14 protein-coding genes and 1 pseudogene are annotated in these 15,533 nt (G+C 68.0%); 9 read left to right on the top strand and 6 right to left on the bottom strand.

The features are described from left to right. Positions 1–98: 98 nt before the first annotated feature. Entirely contained in the window at positions 99–671 is a 573-nt protein-coding gene (locus IEZ21_RS10460) for a TetR/AcrR family transcriptional regulator (protein WP_189321593.1), read from the top strand. 265 nt (positions 672–936) lie between these two features. Here IEZ21_RS10460 and IEZ21_RS10455 read toward each other — a convergent pair whose 3' ends face one another. Beyond that, the gene (locus IEZ21_RS10455; RefSeq protein WP_189321592.1) at positions 937–1,089 is read right to left on the bottom strand and encodes a hypothetical protein; all 153 of its coding nucleotides are present in this window, start codon (positions 1,087–1,089) and stop codon (positions 937–939) included. A gap of 23 nt (positions 1,090–1,112) precedes the next feature. Here IEZ21_RS10455 and IEZ21_RS10450 point away from each other — a divergent pair, with 23 nt between their 5' ends. After that, complete coding sequence (locus tag IEZ21_RS10450) at positions 1,113–2,474, top strand: FAD-binding oxidoreductase (protein ID WP_189321591.1); 1,362 nt, start codon at positions 1,113–1,115, stop codon at positions 2,472–2,474. Between the two features lie 74 nt (positions 2,475–2,548). Here the strand turns inward: IEZ21_RS10450 and IEZ21_RS10445 are convergent, their stop codons facing one another. Next, positions 2,549–4,165 (bottom strand): MDR family MFS transporter, encoded by a 1,617-nt coding sequence (locus tag IEZ21_RS10445; RefSeq protein ID WP_246567540.1) that lies wholly within the window; start codon positions 4,163–4,165, stop codon positions 2,549–2,551. Positions 4,166–4,444: 279 nt separating this feature from the next. On the opposite strand from IEZ21_RS10445, the gene IEZ21_RS10440 reads away from it, so the two are divergent. Continuing rightward, positions 4,445–5,200, top strand: coding sequence for an SDR family NAD(P)-dependent oxidoreductase (locus IEZ21_RS10440; protein ID WP_189321590.1), 756 nt, complete (start codon positions 4,445–4,447; stop codon positions 5,198–5,200). 46 nt (positions 5,201–5,246) lie between these two features. Here the strand turns inward: IEZ21_RS10440 and IEZ21_RS10435 are convergent, their stop codons facing one another. After that, positions 5,247–6,068, bottom strand: a complete 822-nt coding sequence (locus IEZ21_RS10435) for an IclR family transcriptional regulator (protein WP_189321589.1) — start codon at positions 6,066–6,068, stop codon at positions 5,247–5,249. Positions 6,069–6,187: 119 nt separating this feature from the next. Between IEZ21_RS10435 and IEZ21_RS10430 the strand changes: the two genes are divergently transcribed. The 5 genes from IEZ21_RS10430 (at position 6,188) to IEZ21_RS10410 (ending at position 10,800) form a co-directional block, all read left to right on the top strand. Next, positions 6,188–6,802: a carboxymuconolactone decarboxylase family protein gene (locus IEZ21_RS10430; protein WP_189321588.1), complete on the top strand. Its 615-nt coding sequence runs from the start codon at positions 6,188–6,190 to the stop codon at positions 6,800–6,802. Between the two features lie 83 nt (positions 6,803–6,885). Beyond that, positions 6,886–7,758, top strand: coding sequence for a fumarylacetoacetate hydrolase family protein (locus IEZ21_RS10425; RefSeq protein WP_189321587.1), 873 nt, complete (start codon positions 6,886–6,888; stop codon positions 7,756–7,758). After that, complete coding sequence (locus tag IEZ21_RS10420; protein ID WP_189321586.1) at positions 7,755–8,597, top strand: fumarylacetoacetate hydrolase family protein; 843 nt, start codon at positions 7,755–7,757, stop codon at positions 8,595–8,597. The genes IEZ21_RS10425 and IEZ21_RS10420 overlap by 4 nt, the downstream gene beginning before the upstream one ends. Before the next feature lie 103 nt (positions 8,598–8,700). Beyond that, a complete protein-coding gene (locus IEZ21_RS10415) occupies positions 8,701–9,501 on the top strand; it encodes an SDR family NAD(P)-dependent oxidoreductase (protein WP_189321585.1) in 801 nt (266 codons plus the stop codon). A 105-nt stretch (positions 9,502–9,606) separates the two neighbouring features. Beyond that, positions 9,607–10,800, top strand: a complete 1,194-nt coding sequence (locus IEZ21_RS10410; protein WP_189321584.1) for a cytochrome P450 — start codon at positions 9,607–9,609, stop codon at positions 10,798–10,800. A gap of 57 nt (positions 10,801–10,857) precedes the next feature. Here the strand turns inward: IEZ21_RS10410 and IEZ21_RS10405 are convergent. Then, positions 10,858–12,085, bottom strand: a pseudogene (locus IEZ21_RS10405) (RNA-guided endonuclease InsQ/TnpB family protein). A 25-nt stretch (positions 12,086–12,110) separates the two neighbouring features. Between IEZ21_RS10405 and tnpA the strand changes: the two are divergent. Further along, the gene (gene tnpA, locus IEZ21_RS10400; protein ID WP_189321583.1) at positions 12,111–12,527 is read left to right on the top strand and encodes an IS200/IS605 family transposase; all 417 of its coding nucleotides are present in this window, start codon (positions 12,111–12,113) and stop codon (positions 12,525–12,527) included. Positions 12,528–12,623: 96 nt separating this feature from the next. On the opposite strand, the gene IEZ21_RS10395 is transcribed toward tnpA, so the two are convergent. Together IEZ21_RS10395 and IEZ21_RS10390 are read right to left on the bottom strand one after the other, a co-directional pair. Further along, positions 12,624–13,232, bottom strand: a complete 609-nt coding sequence (locus IEZ21_RS10395; RefSeq protein WP_189321582.1) for a superoxide dismutase — start codon at positions 13,230–13,232, stop codon at positions 12,624–12,626. An 87-nt stretch (positions 13,233–13,319) separates the two neighbouring features. Further along, entirely contained in the window at positions 13,320–15,134 is a 1,815-nt protein-coding gene (locus tag IEZ21_RS10390) for an IS1182 family transposase (RefSeq protein WP_246567538.1), read from the bottom strand. Between the last annotated feature and the right edge of the window lie 399 nt (positions 15,135–15,533).

The raw sequence follows: 15,533 nt of genomic DNA, 5'->3' as shown, positions 1-15,533 counted from the left end.
TGCTGCGGGGTTCCGCACCATCTGTGAGACAGTATGTATCAGATAGAGGTTGTGAGTCAACCCGTCTCATAGACTGCCTGGAACGGAGAACTGCCGCCATGCCCCGCACCAACGACGACCCCCGCACCCTCCGCAGCCGCGCCGCCGCCCTGGCCGCCGCCGCCGAACTCCTCGCCGAAGGAGGACCCGGACACATCACCCACGCCGCCGTCGCCGAACGGGCCAAGGTGGGCCGGGCCACCGTCTACCGGCACTGGCCCGACCTGCAGTCCCTTCTCCTGGACACCCTCACCTCCGCCGCACACCCGATCCTCACTCTCGACGACGGTCCATTCCGCGACCAGTTGGTGGCACACCTGCAACAGCAGGCCGACTGGCTCAACCAGCCCATCGCCGCCACCGTCATCGAACGCGGCGAGCGGGACCCAGACGTACGACGCCTGCGCGACGAGATGTTCGGCCGCGCCGACGAGAAGCTGGCCGACCAGCTCGCCGCCGCCGTCACCCGCGGTGAACTGCGCGCCGGCGTCGAAGAACACACCCGCGACCTGGTCTGCCGGATTCTCGGCCCCCTGCTGTTCCAGCGGTGCATGCTCGGCACGCACCTGGACAAGGACGCCGTGGCCAACGTGGTCGACGCCGCCCTCGCACCCTGGCAGCCCAACGCATGACAACCGCGGACAGTCCGATACGGAACGGTTCGAACGGCAGCCGACCGGCACGCCGACTCCTCGCGGACGCGAAACCGCCGTGAGATGTCGGGCGGCGCTGCGGGCGGGTGCCGACGCCGGCTGCCCCGGTCTGTGCGGGACTCCGTTTCAATCAACGAAAGGTGCCGTTCCTCCCCGCGCCGGGGCCACGCAACATTACGCCCGGACCGGCCTCCGCAGCCGATCCGCGCCGCACGGCCGGCCGGCCGCGGGACGGAGGCACGCGCTACCGGATCAGCACCAGCGACATCGCGCTCGGCGACGCCGCGATCCTGGCCGGCGTTCGGGTGCCGGCGAGTTTCGGCCGCCGGATGAGGCGCTCACCTGACTCGATTCGGCTGTCCTCGATCACCTCCGCCAGTGCCTGAGCGCCCGGCATCTGTCACATCGAAAGGAAGAGCCGTGCCACTTGAGAGAAAGCTGGAGCGGAAGCTGTTGTGGTCCGGTGACGAGGGCTACGAGCAGGCTCGTCGCCATGCCGTATGGAACGGCCGTAAGCCCGCGCGACGCCCGGCCGGAATCGTGCTGGCCGAGGACGCCGACGACGTCGCGGTGGCCGTTCGGCTGGCCAAGGAGCGGGGGCTCCAGGTCTCCGTGCGCGCGGGCGGGCACAGCACTTCAGCTGCCGGTTTGCGAGAGGGCGCGCTCCTCATCGACGTATCACGCCTTGCGAGCATGGACATCGATCCTCTGGCCAGGACCGCGGTCGTCGGACCCGGGGTTCTCGGTCAGGACCTCGATATGGCGCTGGACCCGCTGGAGCTGTTCTTTCCCCACGGCCACTGCTCGACGGTGGCGGTGGGGGGATTTCTTCTGGGCGGAGGTCTGGGATGGAACTGGCGTGCCTACGGGCCCGGATGTGTCCTGGTCCGGGCCGTGGATGTGGTCACGGCGGACGGCGAGGCGGTCCGAGCCGATGAGTCGCAGAACAGCGATCTCTACTGGGCGGCCCGAGGGGCGGGCCCCGGGTTCTTCGGCGTCGTGACCGCCTTCCACCTGGAACTGCGGCCAAGGCCGGCCGTGATCAAAGCCACCGCGCACAACTACCCGCTCGCGATGCGTGGTGAGCTCCTCGGCTGGCTGCACGGGATCCGTCACGAGATGTCACCGATCGTGGATCCGTCCCTCTGCGTCACCCAACACGTGGCCCGCTCCCCGGACGGACCGACGATGTTGCTGGGGCTGTTCGCCTTCGCCGACTCCGAGCGCGAGGCCGAGGAGGCGCTCGCGCCCTTCACGAACGCGCCCCTGCGGGAGAAGGCGCTCTGGCGCATCGACCCCGCCGCGGTCGGGGGCATGCAGGACCTCACGGGCGTGGACGACCTGTACCCGGCGGGTCTCCGGTACAGCCACGACAACATCATGTCGAACGCGTCGGCATCCGCCCTGGTGCCGGCCCTCGACGCGGCTCTCACCTCGCTCCCCACCCCCCGGTCACACGTCAACTGGCTGAACCTGGCCGGCAGCCCGGAACTGCCGGACATGGCTTTCTCCCTGCTCGGGGACACCATGGTCGAGCTGGTCACAGTCTGGGACGATCCGAGCCGGGACGCGGACATGCATGCGTGGGTCATCGACCATGCCCGGCGGCTGGAACCGGTGACCATGGGAAACCAGATGAGCGCCGACTCCATGGCGTCCCGCGGCTTGGGACCGGACGCCTATTTCGCCGCCGACGCGCTGTCCCGTCTCGAGGCCCTCCGTGACCGTTGGGATCCGGACCGCCGCTTCGTGTCGTTCCTGCTCGGCCGAGACACCGTCTGACACTCCCCCTGTCTCGTACGGTGAGGGCGGGCCCACCCGGCCCGCCCGGCCCGCCCTCACAGCTTTCATGCGGCTCAGTGCCCTGTCGGCGCCGCCACCTCAGTGTTGTCCGGCCCTGTCTCACCGGGCTGGGCGGCCGATGTCGTGTCGGGGCCGGGGTCCTTGTCGTCGGCGAGTTTCTTCTCCGGGAGGAGGAAGGCGAGTACGAGGCCGAGGGCGAACACCGGGACCAGGTAGCCGAAGACCGGTGTCAGGGCGTGCTGGTAGGCCAGGATCACCGCGTCCTGGATCTTGTCCGGGAGGGAGTGGACCAGGGCCGGGGTGAGCGAGTGGGTGTCGCCCACGGTCCTGGCGGCGTCGGCGGAGAGGCGGTCGCCGAGCTGGTCGATGAGGCGGTGGGTGAACAGCGAGCCGACGGCCGCGGTGCCGAGGGTGGAGCCGATCTCGCGGAAGAAGTTGTTGGCGGAGGTCGCGGTGCCCACGTCGGAGCCGGGGAAGTCGTTCTGCACGGCCAGGACCAGGGGCTGCATCGTCCCGCCGAGACCGGCGCCCAGCAGGAACACGTAGACGCCGACCAGCACGAGCGACGTCTCGGTGTCCAGGGTGGACATCAGCAGCGCGGCGAGGCACACGAGGACCGTGCCGACGATCGGGAAGATCTTGTAGCGGCCGGTGCTGCTCATCAACCGTCCGGACGGGAGGGAGGTGGCCATCATGCCGACGACCATGGGGATGAGCAGCAGCCCGGACTCGGTGGCGCTGAGGCCGTAGACCATCTGCAGGTACGTGGGCAGGTAGCCGAGGATCGCGAACATGCCGATGCCGACGACCAGGAGTCCGATCAGGGTGGCGATGTTGAAGATCCGGCTGCGGAACAGCCACAGCGGGATGATCGGCTCCGTGGCACGGCTTTGAGAGAAGAAGAAGACCACCCAGGCCAGCAGGCCGCCGACGGCCATGCCGATGATGAGCGGATCGGACCAGGAGTATTCCGTGCCGCCCCAGGTGGTCACGAGCACCGTGCAGGTCACCGCGGACGCCATGAGGGCGAAGCCGAGATAGTCGAAGGCGACCTCGGCGGCTCTGCGCGGCAGGCGCAGGGCGAACGCGCCGACGGCGAGGGCCAGGACGCCGACCGGCAGGTTGATCCAGAAGGACCAGCGCCAGCCGATGCTGTCGGTGAACCAGCCTCCGAGCAGCGGTCCGGCAACGGCGGAGAGGCCGAAGACCGCACCGATCGGGGCCATGTATCTCGCGCGCTGCCGCGGTGGCACGAGGTCGGCGATGATCGCCTGCGAGGTGATCATCAGTCCGCCACCGCCCAGCCCCTGCACGGCCCGGCCGATGATCAGCCAGGTCATGTCCTGCGCCACGCCAGCGACCACGGAACCGACGAGGAAGACGCCGATGCCGCCGAGGAACAGGGACTTATGGCCGATCAGGTCGCCGAGACGGCCGTAGACGGGCATCGCGATGGTGGCCGCGAGGATGTACGCGGTGGTCACCCATGCCATGTGGTTCACGCCGTGCAGCTCGCCGACGATGGTCGGCAGCGCGGTGCTGACGATCGTCTGGTCCAGGGACGAGAGCAGCATCGCTGCCATGAGAGCGGCGAATACGAGACCGAAGTGGCGAGGAGTACCGGAGGAGTTGTGTTCCTCCGCCTCCACTGCCGGGGGCGAGTCGCTCAAGGGGGGCTCCTGAGATGGAGATGGATGAGTGGGGGCAAGGGAGCAGGTGGCAACCGCCTCGGCGAGCGACTTGCAGGAGTAGGCAGCCCCTGCACGCACTCCCAAGGATTTTCACTGAATAAAAGTGACTTTTTCAACTGGCAGCAAACGAAAGCACTGCGACCGAGTGAAGGTCAAGTTCCGGGCATGACAGGCGTGATGGACATCGTGTCGCCGCACGGCTTATCGTCATGGACTGAAAGCTACTTTCACTTCACGAAAGTCATGGAGGAGTGCGCCATGGGTTGGTTGGGACTGGAGGGCCGCCGGGCGCTCGTCATGGGGGCAGGCGGCCTGGGTGCAGCCTGCGCCCGGGGGCTCGCGGAGGCCGGGGCGCACCTGGCCGTCGTGGACGTGGACGAGGCGAAGCTCAAGGCTCTGCGGGACGATCCGGCGCTCGCGGACGCCGATGTGCGCGTGATTCCGGCCGATGTCACGACCTCGGCGGCGTGCGAGGAAACCGTCCGGGCGGCGGCAGATGAACTCGGCGGGCTGGACGTGCTGGTGCACGCGGTGGGAACCAACGACCGCCGGGCGGTGGTCGACACGCCGGACGAGGTGTGGGAACGCATCCTCACGCTGAACCTGTCGAGCGCCTTCTATGCCGGGCGGGCGGCGGGACGTCTGATGCGCCAGGCAGGGCACGGGAGCATGGTGTTCTTCTCCTCGGTCTCCTCCCGGCTCGCCCACCCGCACCATGCCCCGTACGCGGCGACCAAGGGCGGACTGGACCAGCTGGTGAAGGTGATGGCCCGGGAGTGGGCCGCCGACGGTGTGACCGTCAACGCGGTCGGCCCCGGCTACACGGAGACCGAACTGACTCGCGAGTACCTGGACAGGCCGGGGATGCGCGAGGAGATGGTCAGCCTGGTCCCGGCCGGGCGTCTGGGCACCGCACAGGATGTGGTCGGCGCGGTGCTGTTCCTCGCCTCGGCGCAGGCGTCATTCATCACGGGGCAGGTGCTGTATGTGGACGGCGGCCGCACACTCGTCTGAGTCAGGAGCCGGCCGGACGGGACGGCACCGCAGGCCGCCTCGTCCGTCAGCTTCCGCCGAGCAGCCGCGTGATCTCCTGGCATACGTTCAGCAGGCGCGGGCGCAGTTCGTCGAGCAGGCGGGTGACGGGGTACCCCATCGCGGGTACGGCCACATTGGCCGCGGCCACCACCGAGCCGGACGCGTCGCGCACGGGCGCGGCCACCGAGCGCAGCCCGTAGGCGAGTTCCTCGTCCTGCACCGCCCAGCCCCGCTCGCGGATGTTCGCCAGCGCCGGCCGCAGCTCGGCCAACGACCGGATCGCGTTCGGGCCGGTCGCCCCGGCGAAGGACTCTTCCGTCAGGCGCTGCTTCAGCTCGGCATCGTCCAGACTGCTCAGCAGTACCTTTCCGATGGACGTGCCGACTGCCGGAAGCCGCGAGCCCACCTGGATGTTCGCGGTCACCAAGTCGTTGTTGCGCAGCCGGATCAGGTACAGCACCTGGTCGCCGGACAGGGTGCCCAGGTTGACCGTCTGGCCCGTCGCCGCGGCGAGCCGGCGCAGCGGCCCGTCGGCGAGTTCCACCACATCCATGCCGCGCAACGCCGCGAAGCCCAGCGTGAGCACTTTGGGGGCCGGACGGTAGGCGCCGTCCGGCAGCTGCTCCAGGAACCCCTCGGTCACCAGGGTGGCGGCCATCCGGAAGGCGGTCGGCAACGGCACGCCGGCCCCGGCGGCCATGTCTGTCAGCTTCATCGACGACCGCTGTTCGGAGAACTGCCCGAGCAACCGCAGCCCTTTGGCCAGCGCCTCGACCTGGTAGCTGCGTTTGGACGCCGCGGAACCGTCGGCGGGCAGGGGGCTGGTCGGCTTTTCACGCGGCGGCACCAAGGGTCTCGCTCTCTGTCTGCTGGGCACGGTGAGCACTACGACGGAACACGGTCACTTTCATTGTATGGAAGTCAGCATCAGACCATCCGCCATGGGGCGACGACAAGGAGGACGGAATGGGAGTGCGACTGGGCGGGCTACTGCCCGGCGAACTGGACGAGGAGCAGGCCGAGGTCTACCGGGCCGTCACCGGCGGCGCCCGCGCCTTGGGGCCGCAGGCGTTCCCACTGACCGACCAGGAGGGGCGGTTGCGCGGCCCCTTCAACGCCATGCTGCTGAGCCCCCCGGTGGGTCTGGCGACGCAGGCCCTCGGCACCGCCGTGCGCTACAGCTCCTCGCTGAGCGATCGAGTGCGGGAAATGGCGATCCTCGCCGTGGCCGCCCACTGGGACAGCGCCTTCGAGCGGGAAGCTCACGAAGCCGTCGGCCGCACCAGTGCCGGCCTGGCCGAATCGGAGATGGCCGCACTGCGGGCCGGCCGGGTGCCGGAGCTCACCGAGCCGGCCGAGCGCACTGCCCTGCGGGCGACGACAGCACTGCTGCGGCACGGCACATTGAACGACGACGAGTACGCCGACGCCGTGGCCGCGGTCGGAGAGCGAGGCGTGTTCGAGCTGACGACGCTGGTGGGCTACTACTCGATGCTCGCCCTCCAGCTGCGCGTCTTTCTGGGCGAGGGCAGCGCGTCCGGTTCCGATGACCGCGAACCTCAGCCCCCGGCAACGCCTTGACAGTCCACGATGACCCTTCAATACTCAACTCAAAGTTCACACAGTGAATATCACTTTCACTCTTCGAAAGAAAGCAGAGAACCATGAAGCTGATCACCTTCGACGACGGGCGGGTCGGCAGGCTGGAACTCGAGGAACGGCTCGTGCTGCCCCTCGAAGTCCGCAGCACCCGGGAGTACTTCGAGCGCGACGGCAAGGTCCTGGAGACCGGTGAGCGGCTGCTGCTGGACGACGTGAAGCTGCGCGCGCCGATCATGCCGAAGAAGTTCTTCCATACGTCCGGCAACTTCCGTGAGCACGAGGACGAGTCGAAGAACGTCGACTGGTCGCACCCCATGCACAAGGGCATCGTCTTCTTCCAGAACGTCGACGCGATCGTCGGCCCCGACGAGCCCGTCATCTACCCCGAACACCTCACCAGCGAGCTGGACTACGAGCTGGAGATCGCCGTCGTCATCGGCAAGCCGGGCAAGTTCTTCGGAGTGGACGACGCGCCCGACCACATCGCCGGCTACGTCGTCTTCAACGACATCACCGCCCGCGACATCCAGCGCCGAGAGATGGCATCCGGGGTCTTCTCCTTCTGCAAGGCCATCGACACCTTCTGCCCCGTCGGCCCGTACATCGTCACCGCCGACGAGATCCCCGACCCGCAGAACCTCGACATGGAACTGCGCGTCAACGGCGTCGTCCGGCAGAAGTCCAACACCAACCGCATGTCGGTCTCCATCCCGCACCTGGTCGCCTACCACTCCCCGCAGGGCTACAGCGCGGGCGACCTCATCACCACCGGAACCATCCAGGGCGTGGCCGGCTTCAGCGGCGACCCGGACATGTACCTCAAGCCCGGCGACGTCGTCGAGGCCGAGGTCGAGCGCCTCGGCGTCCTGCGCACGCCCATCGTCAGCTGGCAGGAAGGGCACGGGACCCCCGTACCCGAGAAGGTGGACTGGTGAGGCTCGGCGTCCTCGACGGCCGCACCGTCGTGGTCAGCGGCGACCGGGCCGCCAACGTCCGCTGGGCGTCCCGGGGCAGACTGCCCACCGACCCGATGGCACTGCTGGAGGACTGGCCACGCCTACGCGACTGGGCGGCCGGGCTGCCCGAGGACGCGTACGACATCCCGGTCGACCCCACCGCGCTCGGCGCACCGGTGCCCCGCCCCCGCCAGGTGTTCGCCGTGGCCCTCAACTACCCACCGCACGCCGCGGAAGCCGGCTTCACTCCACCCGAGGAACCGCTCGTCTTCACCAAGTTCCCGGCCTGCGTCACCGGCCCGCACACCAGCGTCGCCCTCCCCCGGGGCAAGGTCGACTGGGAGGTCGAACTCGTCGCGGTGATCGGGCGCGAGACGTACCGGGTGAGCGAGGACCGCGCCTGGAAGGCGGTGGCCGCCCTGGCCGTGGGCCAGGACCTCTCCGAACGCGTCACCCAACTCCAGGGAAAACCAGCCCAGTTCAGCCTGGGCAAGTCCTTCCCCGGCTTCGGCCCCATCGGCCCCGTCCTGGTCACCCCCGACGAACTCGACGACCCCGACGACCTGGAGATCACCGGGCTGCTGAACGGCGAGACCGTCCAGCAGGACCGCACGAAGTCCATGATCTTCCCGGTGCCTGAGCTCATCGCCCGGCTGTCGGCCGTGCTGCCGCTCTTCCCCGGTGACCTGGTCTTCACCGGCACCCCGGCGGGCGTCGGCAACCGCATGAACCCGCCGCGCTACCTCACCGACGGCGACGTACTCGTCAGCCGCATCGAGGGCATCGGCGAGATCCGACAGCACTTCACCGGCCCTTGACCCGCCCAGCCGTCTGAGGGCTGAGGGCCGCGACAGCCCGCCGGTTGTCTCCGTCACCCCTGCCCCCGGAACCCGCGTCCGACCATCGCAGACAAGGACCCGCATGTCCGACCACACCCCGCCCCCCGTGCCCATCCCCCGCCGTTTCGAGGGCCGCACCGTCCTGGTCACCGGCGCCGGCACCGGCTACGGCGCCGAGATCGCCGTCCGCGCCGCCCAGGAGGGCGCCCAAGTCGCCGTCCACTACCGCAGCTCGGCCGCCGGAGCCGAGAAGACCGTCGCCCGCATCAAGGAAGTGGGCGGCGAGGCGTTCACCGTGCAGGCCGACATCGCCGTCCACGCCGACGTCATCCGCATGGCAGAGGAGGTGTTCATCCAGTTCGGCGGCCTCGACGTGCTGGTCAACAACGTCGGTGATGTGGCGGGCGACCAGATGTCCTGGCGGGACCTGACCGAGGAGTCCATCGACCACGTACTCGCCGTGGACATCAAGGGAACCATGCTCTGCACGCATGAGTTCGGGGCCCGGATGCTGGACCAGGGCCACGGCGCGATCGTCAACATCGGCTCCACCGTCATCGTGCGCGGCAGCGCGCGAGCCCCGCAGTACGCCGCCGCGAAGTACGGCATCCTCGGCATCACCAAGTCCTACGCCCAGGCCTTCGCCCCTGTCGTACGGGTCAACACCTTCGCACCCGGCTTCATCGAGACCGAGACGCTCCTGGGCCGGGCGGACTGGAAGTCCGGCCGCCGCGAAGACATGATCGCCAAGACCCCGATGGGCCGCATCCCCGGCCCGGCCGAACTCGCGGGCACCGCCCTCTTCCTCGCCACTGATGACGCCGCCCACATGACCGGCGTCTACCTCAACGCCGACGGCGGCTTCAACATGATCGGCGCCTGAGGAGAGCACCGGCCACGGCCGGTCAACCGTGCTGCCGGGCGGCCCGAACGAGGCTTCGCACACGAACGGATGCGGTTTCACCGCGATGAATGATGGGAGTCAAGGATGACTACGGCCGCTACTCCGGTATCCGATGTGGACATCTTCGCCGACGATGTTCTGACCGATCCTTACGCCGCCTACGCGGTGTTGCGGGAGACGGGCGCCGCCGTGTACCTGGAGCGCTACGACTGCTGGGCCTTGCCCCGGTACGAGCACGTACGGGCGGCGCTGCGCGACCACGAACGGTTCTCCTCCGTGGACAGCGTGGGCTATGAGCCGTCGCTGAACGAACGCCGCCGGGGTGGTGTGCTGGCGACGGACCCGCCGGAGCACGAAGTGCTGCGCGCTGTGTTGTCGGAGAGCCTGGCCCCGCGTGCGTTGGCGGGCCTGCGAGACGGCATAGCCCGGCGTGCCACTGAGCTGGTCGAGTCCGTGGTGGCCCGCGGTTCATTCGACGTCGTGAGTGATCTCGCGCGAGTGTTCCCGCTGACGGTGGTGGCGGATCTGATCGGGATGCCCCTGCGCGCACGGGACGAAGTGCTCGTGTTCGCCGACGCGTTCTTCAACACCTTCGGCCCCCTCAACGAGCGGACGACGGCGTCCGTGCAGGTCTCCGACCGGCTGCTCGAGGAGCTCATCTCGATGATGAACCGCGACAACCTCGTGCCAGGTGGCTGGGGCGAGGCGCTGTATCAGGCGGCCGACCGGGGCGTGATCGAGGAGCACCAGGTGGGACGGCTGTTGCGCGCGTACCTGGTGGCGAGCATGGACACGACGATCAACGCGATCAGCAGTGCGCTGTGGTTGTTCGCCGAGCACCCGGCCGCGTGGACGGCCCTGCGCTCCGACCGGACGTTGCTCCGTTCCGCTTTCGAGGAGGTCGTGCGCTTTGAATCACCGGTGCAGGTGTTCTTCCGCCGCACGACGCGGCCGGTCGAGATCGACGGCGTCACGATCCCGCCGCAGGCTCAGGTGGCGATGTTGTTCGGCTCGGCCAACCGGGATCCGCGCAAGTGGCCGGAGCCGGACACGTTCGACGTGGGCCGGGCGCCGATGGACCACGTCGGGTTCGGCTCCGGCGTGCACGCCTGTGCCGGCCAGGGACTGGCACGGGTGGAGGGCAACGCGATCCTGTCGGCGCTGCTGGATCACGTAGAGGCGATCCACCTGGCCGGCCCGCCACGGCGGCACCTCAACAACGTCATCAGGGGTCTGGAAAGCCTCCCGGTCACCGTGACGACGGGAGCACTCAGTTGACTTGCACCTCGGGCTGAAGCCCGGGGATTCTGGCCTTCTCCGCCGGAAACTGTGCCGCTACGCGGCGCAGTTTCCGGCGGGGAATCCGTGGCTTCCTGTTTCTTCGCGCTGTGCCGGGATTGCTCCTGGTCTTACCGGCGCTCCGCAGGCCGATACCGCCAGTCCGGCGGCCGTCTTCACGTTGATCGCGGCATTGGTGTCCCGGTCGTGGACGGTGCCGCAGGCGGTACAGGTCCATTCCCGGACGTTCAGGGGTTTGGGTCCGTCCTGGACGCCGCAGGTGGAGCAGGTCTGGGAGGTCGGTGTGAACCGGCCGATCGTGACCAGGGTGCGGCCGTACCGTTCCGCCTTGTACTGGAGCATGTTGATGAACGATGACCATCCGGCGTCGTGCACGGACTTGCTCAGCTTCGTGCGGGCCAGTCCCGCCACCGACAGGTCTTCCACGGCGATCCCTTGGTTCTCGGAGATCAGCTTCGTGGAGAGCTGGTGGTGGAACTCACGGCGTGCGTCAGCGACTTCGGCGTGGGCGCGGGCGACCTTGAGGCGGGCCTTGGCCCGGTTCTTTGATCCCTTCTGCTTGCGGGACAGTTCCTTGTGGGCCTTCTTCAGCTTCTTCTCCGCGCGCCGCAAAAAGCGCGGGGAGTCGATCTTCGTGCCGTCGGAGAGGACCGCGGTGGGGGAGGGTCAGGCCGAGATCGATGCCGATGGTGCGGTCGGTCTGCGGCATCCGGGCCGCGTCGGCGGCGGGGTCGGTGTCGAGGACAAAGGAGGCGAAGTACCGTCCGGCCGCGTCCTTGATGACGGTGACCGAGGTGGGGGTGACGGGCAGCGTGCGGGACCACTTCACCTTCACCGGACCGATCTTCGGCAGGTTCAGCCGGCCGTTGTCGGTGAGGTGCCAGCGGGCGTTGGCGGTGAACCGGATCGACTGCCGCGTGTCCTTGCGGGACTTCAACCGTGGTGCTCCCACCTTCGGTCCCTTGCGCGTGCCCTTGAGGGAGGCGAAGAAGTTGCGGTACGCGCTCTCGGCGTCCCGCAGGGACTGCTGGAGCACCACTGCGGAGACCTCGCCGAGCCAGGACCGCTCGGCTGTCCGCTTCGCCTCGGTGATCAGCTTCCTCGACAGCTGACCGGCCGTCGGGAACGGCTGCTCGGCCTTTCGGGCGTCTTCACGCACACGCACCGCGTCGTTGAACACGACACGGGCGCACCCGAACGCCTTCGCCAACGCCCTCTGCCGGCCGGGGTCCGGGTACAACCTGAAGGCGTACCGGAGCTGCATGACGGCCACGCTACACACTTGGGTTATGGGTGAAATGCAGAAGATCAGAACTGGTCGGCACTGTACTTTCGTGATGCACGTCCACTTGGTCTTCGTGACCAAGTTCCGGCACAGAGTGTTCACCGATGCCCACTTGAGGCGCATGGAGGAGATCATGCGATCCGTGTGCACGGACTTCGAGTGCGACCTGGTGGAATTCAACGGCGAGGACAACCACGTCCACCTGCTGGTGAACTTCCCGCCCAAGGTCGCCGTGACCAAGCTGGTCAACTCCCTCAAGGGCGTCTCCTCCCGCCGCCTGCGCCAGGAGTTCCCCGACCTGGTACGCCACTACTGGCGGGCCAACAAGCTCTGGTCCGGCTCCTACTTCGCCGGAACCGTCGGCGGCGCCCCGCTCTCCGTGGTCAGGCAGTACATCGAACAGCAGAACCGGCCGCTATGAGCACCGCCCGGCTCTGCCGGGACAAGCCCTCACAACGAGGCGGGCCGGGAAGCCATGGTGGCTTCCCGGCCCGCCGGGCGAGGCTGTGATGCTGGGTCAGGCGCTGGTTGCTGCGGTATAGCGGGCGGTGACATCGTCCCAGTTGACGAGGCCCCACAGCTTGGTGACGTAGTCGGGGCGGACGTTCTTGTATTGCAGGTAGTAGGCGTGTTCCCAGGCGTCGAAGACCAGGAGCGGGGTACTGCCCTGGCCGACGTTGCCGTGGTGGTCGTAGACCTGCTCGATGATCAGGCGCTTGCCGAGGGGCTCCCAGGCCAGGACGCCCCAGCCGGAGCCCTGGACGGACGCGGTCGCGACCGTGAGCTGCTTCTTGAACTGCTCGAAGCCGCCGAAGTGTTCGTCGATGGCGTCGGCGAGGGCCCCGTCGGGGCGGTCGCCGCCGTCCGGGGAGAGGTTCTGCCAGAAGATCGAGTGCAGGACGTGGCCGGAGAGGTTGAAGGCGAAGGTCTTCTCCAGTCCGACCAGCGAGGTCGGGGTGATCTGGTCCTTGTCACGGGCTTCGGCGATCTGTTCGAGGGTGTCGTTGGCGCCCTTGACGTAGGCGGCGTGGTGCTTGGCGTGGTGCAGTTCCAGGATCTGCCCGGTGATGGCCGGCTCCAGTGCGGCGTAGTCGTAGGGCATGTCGGGAAGCGCGTAGGTGCCCATCAGGCACGTCCCCTTTCCGGGTGAGTGATCGTCCTGGGACACCCTATGCCTCTATTGCGAATAGCTTGCAACAACAACTGAAATGCATCAGCATGATCTGTGGCGGGGTCGGCCCGTCAGTCTTCGGTGTCTGAGCGCCTTCCGTCCGTCGGCGTGTCCTTCCTGGAGAGTGATCGTCTTCTCACCCGGCGCCCGCCGGTCCCGGCCGGCCCCGCTCTGGCATGCGACGACCTCACGCACCGAGGGCCAGGACTTCCCTGCGGTGCGCCATGCGGTTGGCCTCGGGATGCGCTGCCAGTCCAGGAAGCTCTGGAGCGCTGTGGGTGTTCGGGGCGTGCGTTCTGCCGTGGGTGTCGTGAGCTCCGCGTTGACGCGCTCGATGTTGACGGCGATGGCGGTGAGGACGTGCTGGACGTGGGCCTTCGGCTGGCTCCGGTAGCGGGCTTGTCGCATGCCGTGGCCGTTGACGAACTCGTTAACCGTGCTCTCGATGCCGACCCGCATCGCGTAGTTCGCCTTCCACGGGCTGGTCTGCTGTGCGGCCCGTGCGGCAGCCTTCCGTTCGTAGAGCTGCTGCGGCAGGAAGGTCAACGTCCGCCGGTCGCTGCGGGTGCAGCTGGACTTGACCGGGCACTGGCCGCAGTCCTCCTTCAAGAACCTGACCTGGATATACGGAGTGATCGCGGGCGGCGTCGCCCACTGCCGGCTCAGCTTGCCCTGCGGACATACGACGTGCTGCCGCTCCCAGTCGATGGTGAAGGCGTCGCGGTCGAAGACGCTGCCCTTGCGTGACTGGCGGGTGCGCTTCTGACGGACCGGACCCACGAGAGTGATCCCGTGCTTGCGGTCGACCTGGTCCTGTTCCACGACCGAGGTGTATCCGCCGTCGACCAGATGCTCGCCAGGCAGAAGGCTCCGCTGGGCCAGCCGCTTGTGGATGGCGGGCAGGGCCCTGATGTCGTAGAGCGTGGCCGGAGTAGTGGTCACGTCGGTGATGATGTTCACCGCGGTGTCGTCGCATGTCTCCGTGACGTGTGCCAAGAACCCCTTCCAGCGCGTGTCATTGCGACGGGCGTAACGGGAGGTCAGGTCGTAGGGCGAAACGATCGCGATCGACGAGGGCGGCAGGCCGGCTTCGCCGTCGCCGGGTTCGCGCCAGCAGACGCGCCCTCGCTCGTCGACCCAGTAGTTCTGCAGAAAGATCTGCCGCAGCGCCTGGACCTGCGACCCCTGCCACTGCCTGCGCAGGTAGGTGCGGACGTAACGCAGCAGGAGATACACGTCGTCGCCGGTGTTCTTGATACGGGTCTTCGGCCGGGTCGGGTTCCTGCCGAGCCGGGCAGCCCGTCCGTAGCGTGTGCCCCACTCTTCCGTGACCAGCCCGACCAGCTCCTGTGGCGCCTGACGTGCGATTTCCTCCAGGGCAGTACGCATGGCCTCGGTGACCAGCTCCAGGCGTGTCAGGTCGCGGACGGCGCTCAGGATGTGCGTGGAATCGGTCCTCTGCCGTCCCCGCTCCGCGACCAGACCAACAGCCTTGATCCGCTCCAGGACGAGGTCGAGGAGCCTGTCAGCCCTGTCGTCCTTGGTCAGGCGCTCGCGGAAGTCCGTCAGGACGCTGTGATGGAAGCCGGGATCGTCCAGTTCCATCCCTAGTGCGTATTTGAAATCGATCCGGCAGCGGACGGCCTCAGCGGCCTGCCGGTCGGACAGTTCCATGAGGAACTGCAGGACCGACACAGTTGCCAGTTGGGCCGGGGAGAGCCCCGGCTTGCCGTCCCGCGGGTACCACTCGGCGAAGTCCTCGTCCCGCCACAGCCCGTCGAGGTGATCACGGATGGCCATGGCAGTGGTGCCCTGCGGGTTGCTGGCGCAGGCGACCTTCACAGTCAGCTCCGGCACCTCCGAGCCGGTACGCGGCTGAATGCACAACTCGGTCTCCTCCGGTCCGATGGAACTTCACCGTCCCAGCACCGCCGACGGCGCGGAGCGGAGATCTCTCGAACTGGCACCGGAAGGGCTAACGCTCACTGCGGGTTGACATAGGCACCATCCTGCACTTCGGCACCATGAGGCGCAGCTGTGGCGTTCGCGAAGCCGTAACAGGGGCCTGATCCTGGACCTCACGGAGTCCACGAAGACACCGCGTCATGCCGTTGATCAGGCGAAACAGCCCGACGTTGGGGAAGCAGGGTCCGGCCGCCACCTGCTCCCCTGAGCTCTCGCTCTTCAAGATCCCCGACAGCGTCACCTACTGAAGGCCGATGCACTACGAATGAATTCCGGTAGCAGTGGTCGGGG

This window comes from Streptomyces flaveus (assembly GCF_014647675.1).
Taxonomy (GTDB): Bacteria; Actinomycetota; Actinomycetes; order Streptomycetales; family Streptomycetaceae; genus Streptomyces; species Streptomyces flaveus.
This window is presented reverse-complemented; position numbering and strand designations above follow the sequence as displayed.

What these genes read in the sequence shown, in the direction of transcription:
- IEZ21_RS10460 (WP_189321593.1), top strand. Translation starts at nt 99, where the DNA reads ATGCCCCGCACCAACGACGACCCCCGCACCCTCCGCAGCCGCGCCGCC.
- IEZ21_RS10455 (WP_189321592.1), bottom strand. Translation starts at nt 1,089, where the DNA reads ATGCCGGGCGCTCAGGCACTGGCGGAGGTGATCGAGGACAGCCGAATC.
- IEZ21_RS10440 (WP_189321590.1), top strand. Translation starts at nt 4,445, where the DNA reads ATGGGTTGGTTGGGACTGGAGGGCCGCCGGGCGCTCGTCATGGGGGCA.
- IEZ21_RS10430 (WP_189321588.1), top strand. Translation starts at nt 6,188, where the DNA reads ATGGGAGTGCGACTGGGCGGGCTACTGCCCGGCGAACTGGACGAGGAG.
- IEZ21_RS10425 (WP_189321587.1), top strand. Translation starts at nt 6,886, where the DNA reads ATGAAGCTGATCACCTTCGACGACGGGCGGGTCGGCAGGCTGGAACTC.
- IEZ21_RS10415 (WP_189321585.1), top strand. Translation starts at nt 8,701, where the DNA reads ATGTCCGACCACACCCCGCCCCCCGTGCCCATCCCCCGCCGTTTCGAG.
- IEZ21_RS10410 (WP_189321584.1), top strand. Translation starts at nt 9,607, where the DNA reads ATGACTACGGCCGCTACTCCGGTATCCGATGTGGACATCTTCGCCGAC.
- tnpA (WP_189321583.1), top strand. Translation starts at nt 12,111, where the DNA reads ATGGGTGAAATGCAGAAGATCAGAACTGGTCGGCACTGTACTTTCGTG.
- IEZ21_RS10395 (WP_189321582.1), bottom strand. Translation starts at nt 13,232, where the DNA reads ATGGGCACCTACGCGCTTCCCGACATGCCCTACGACTACGCCGCACTG.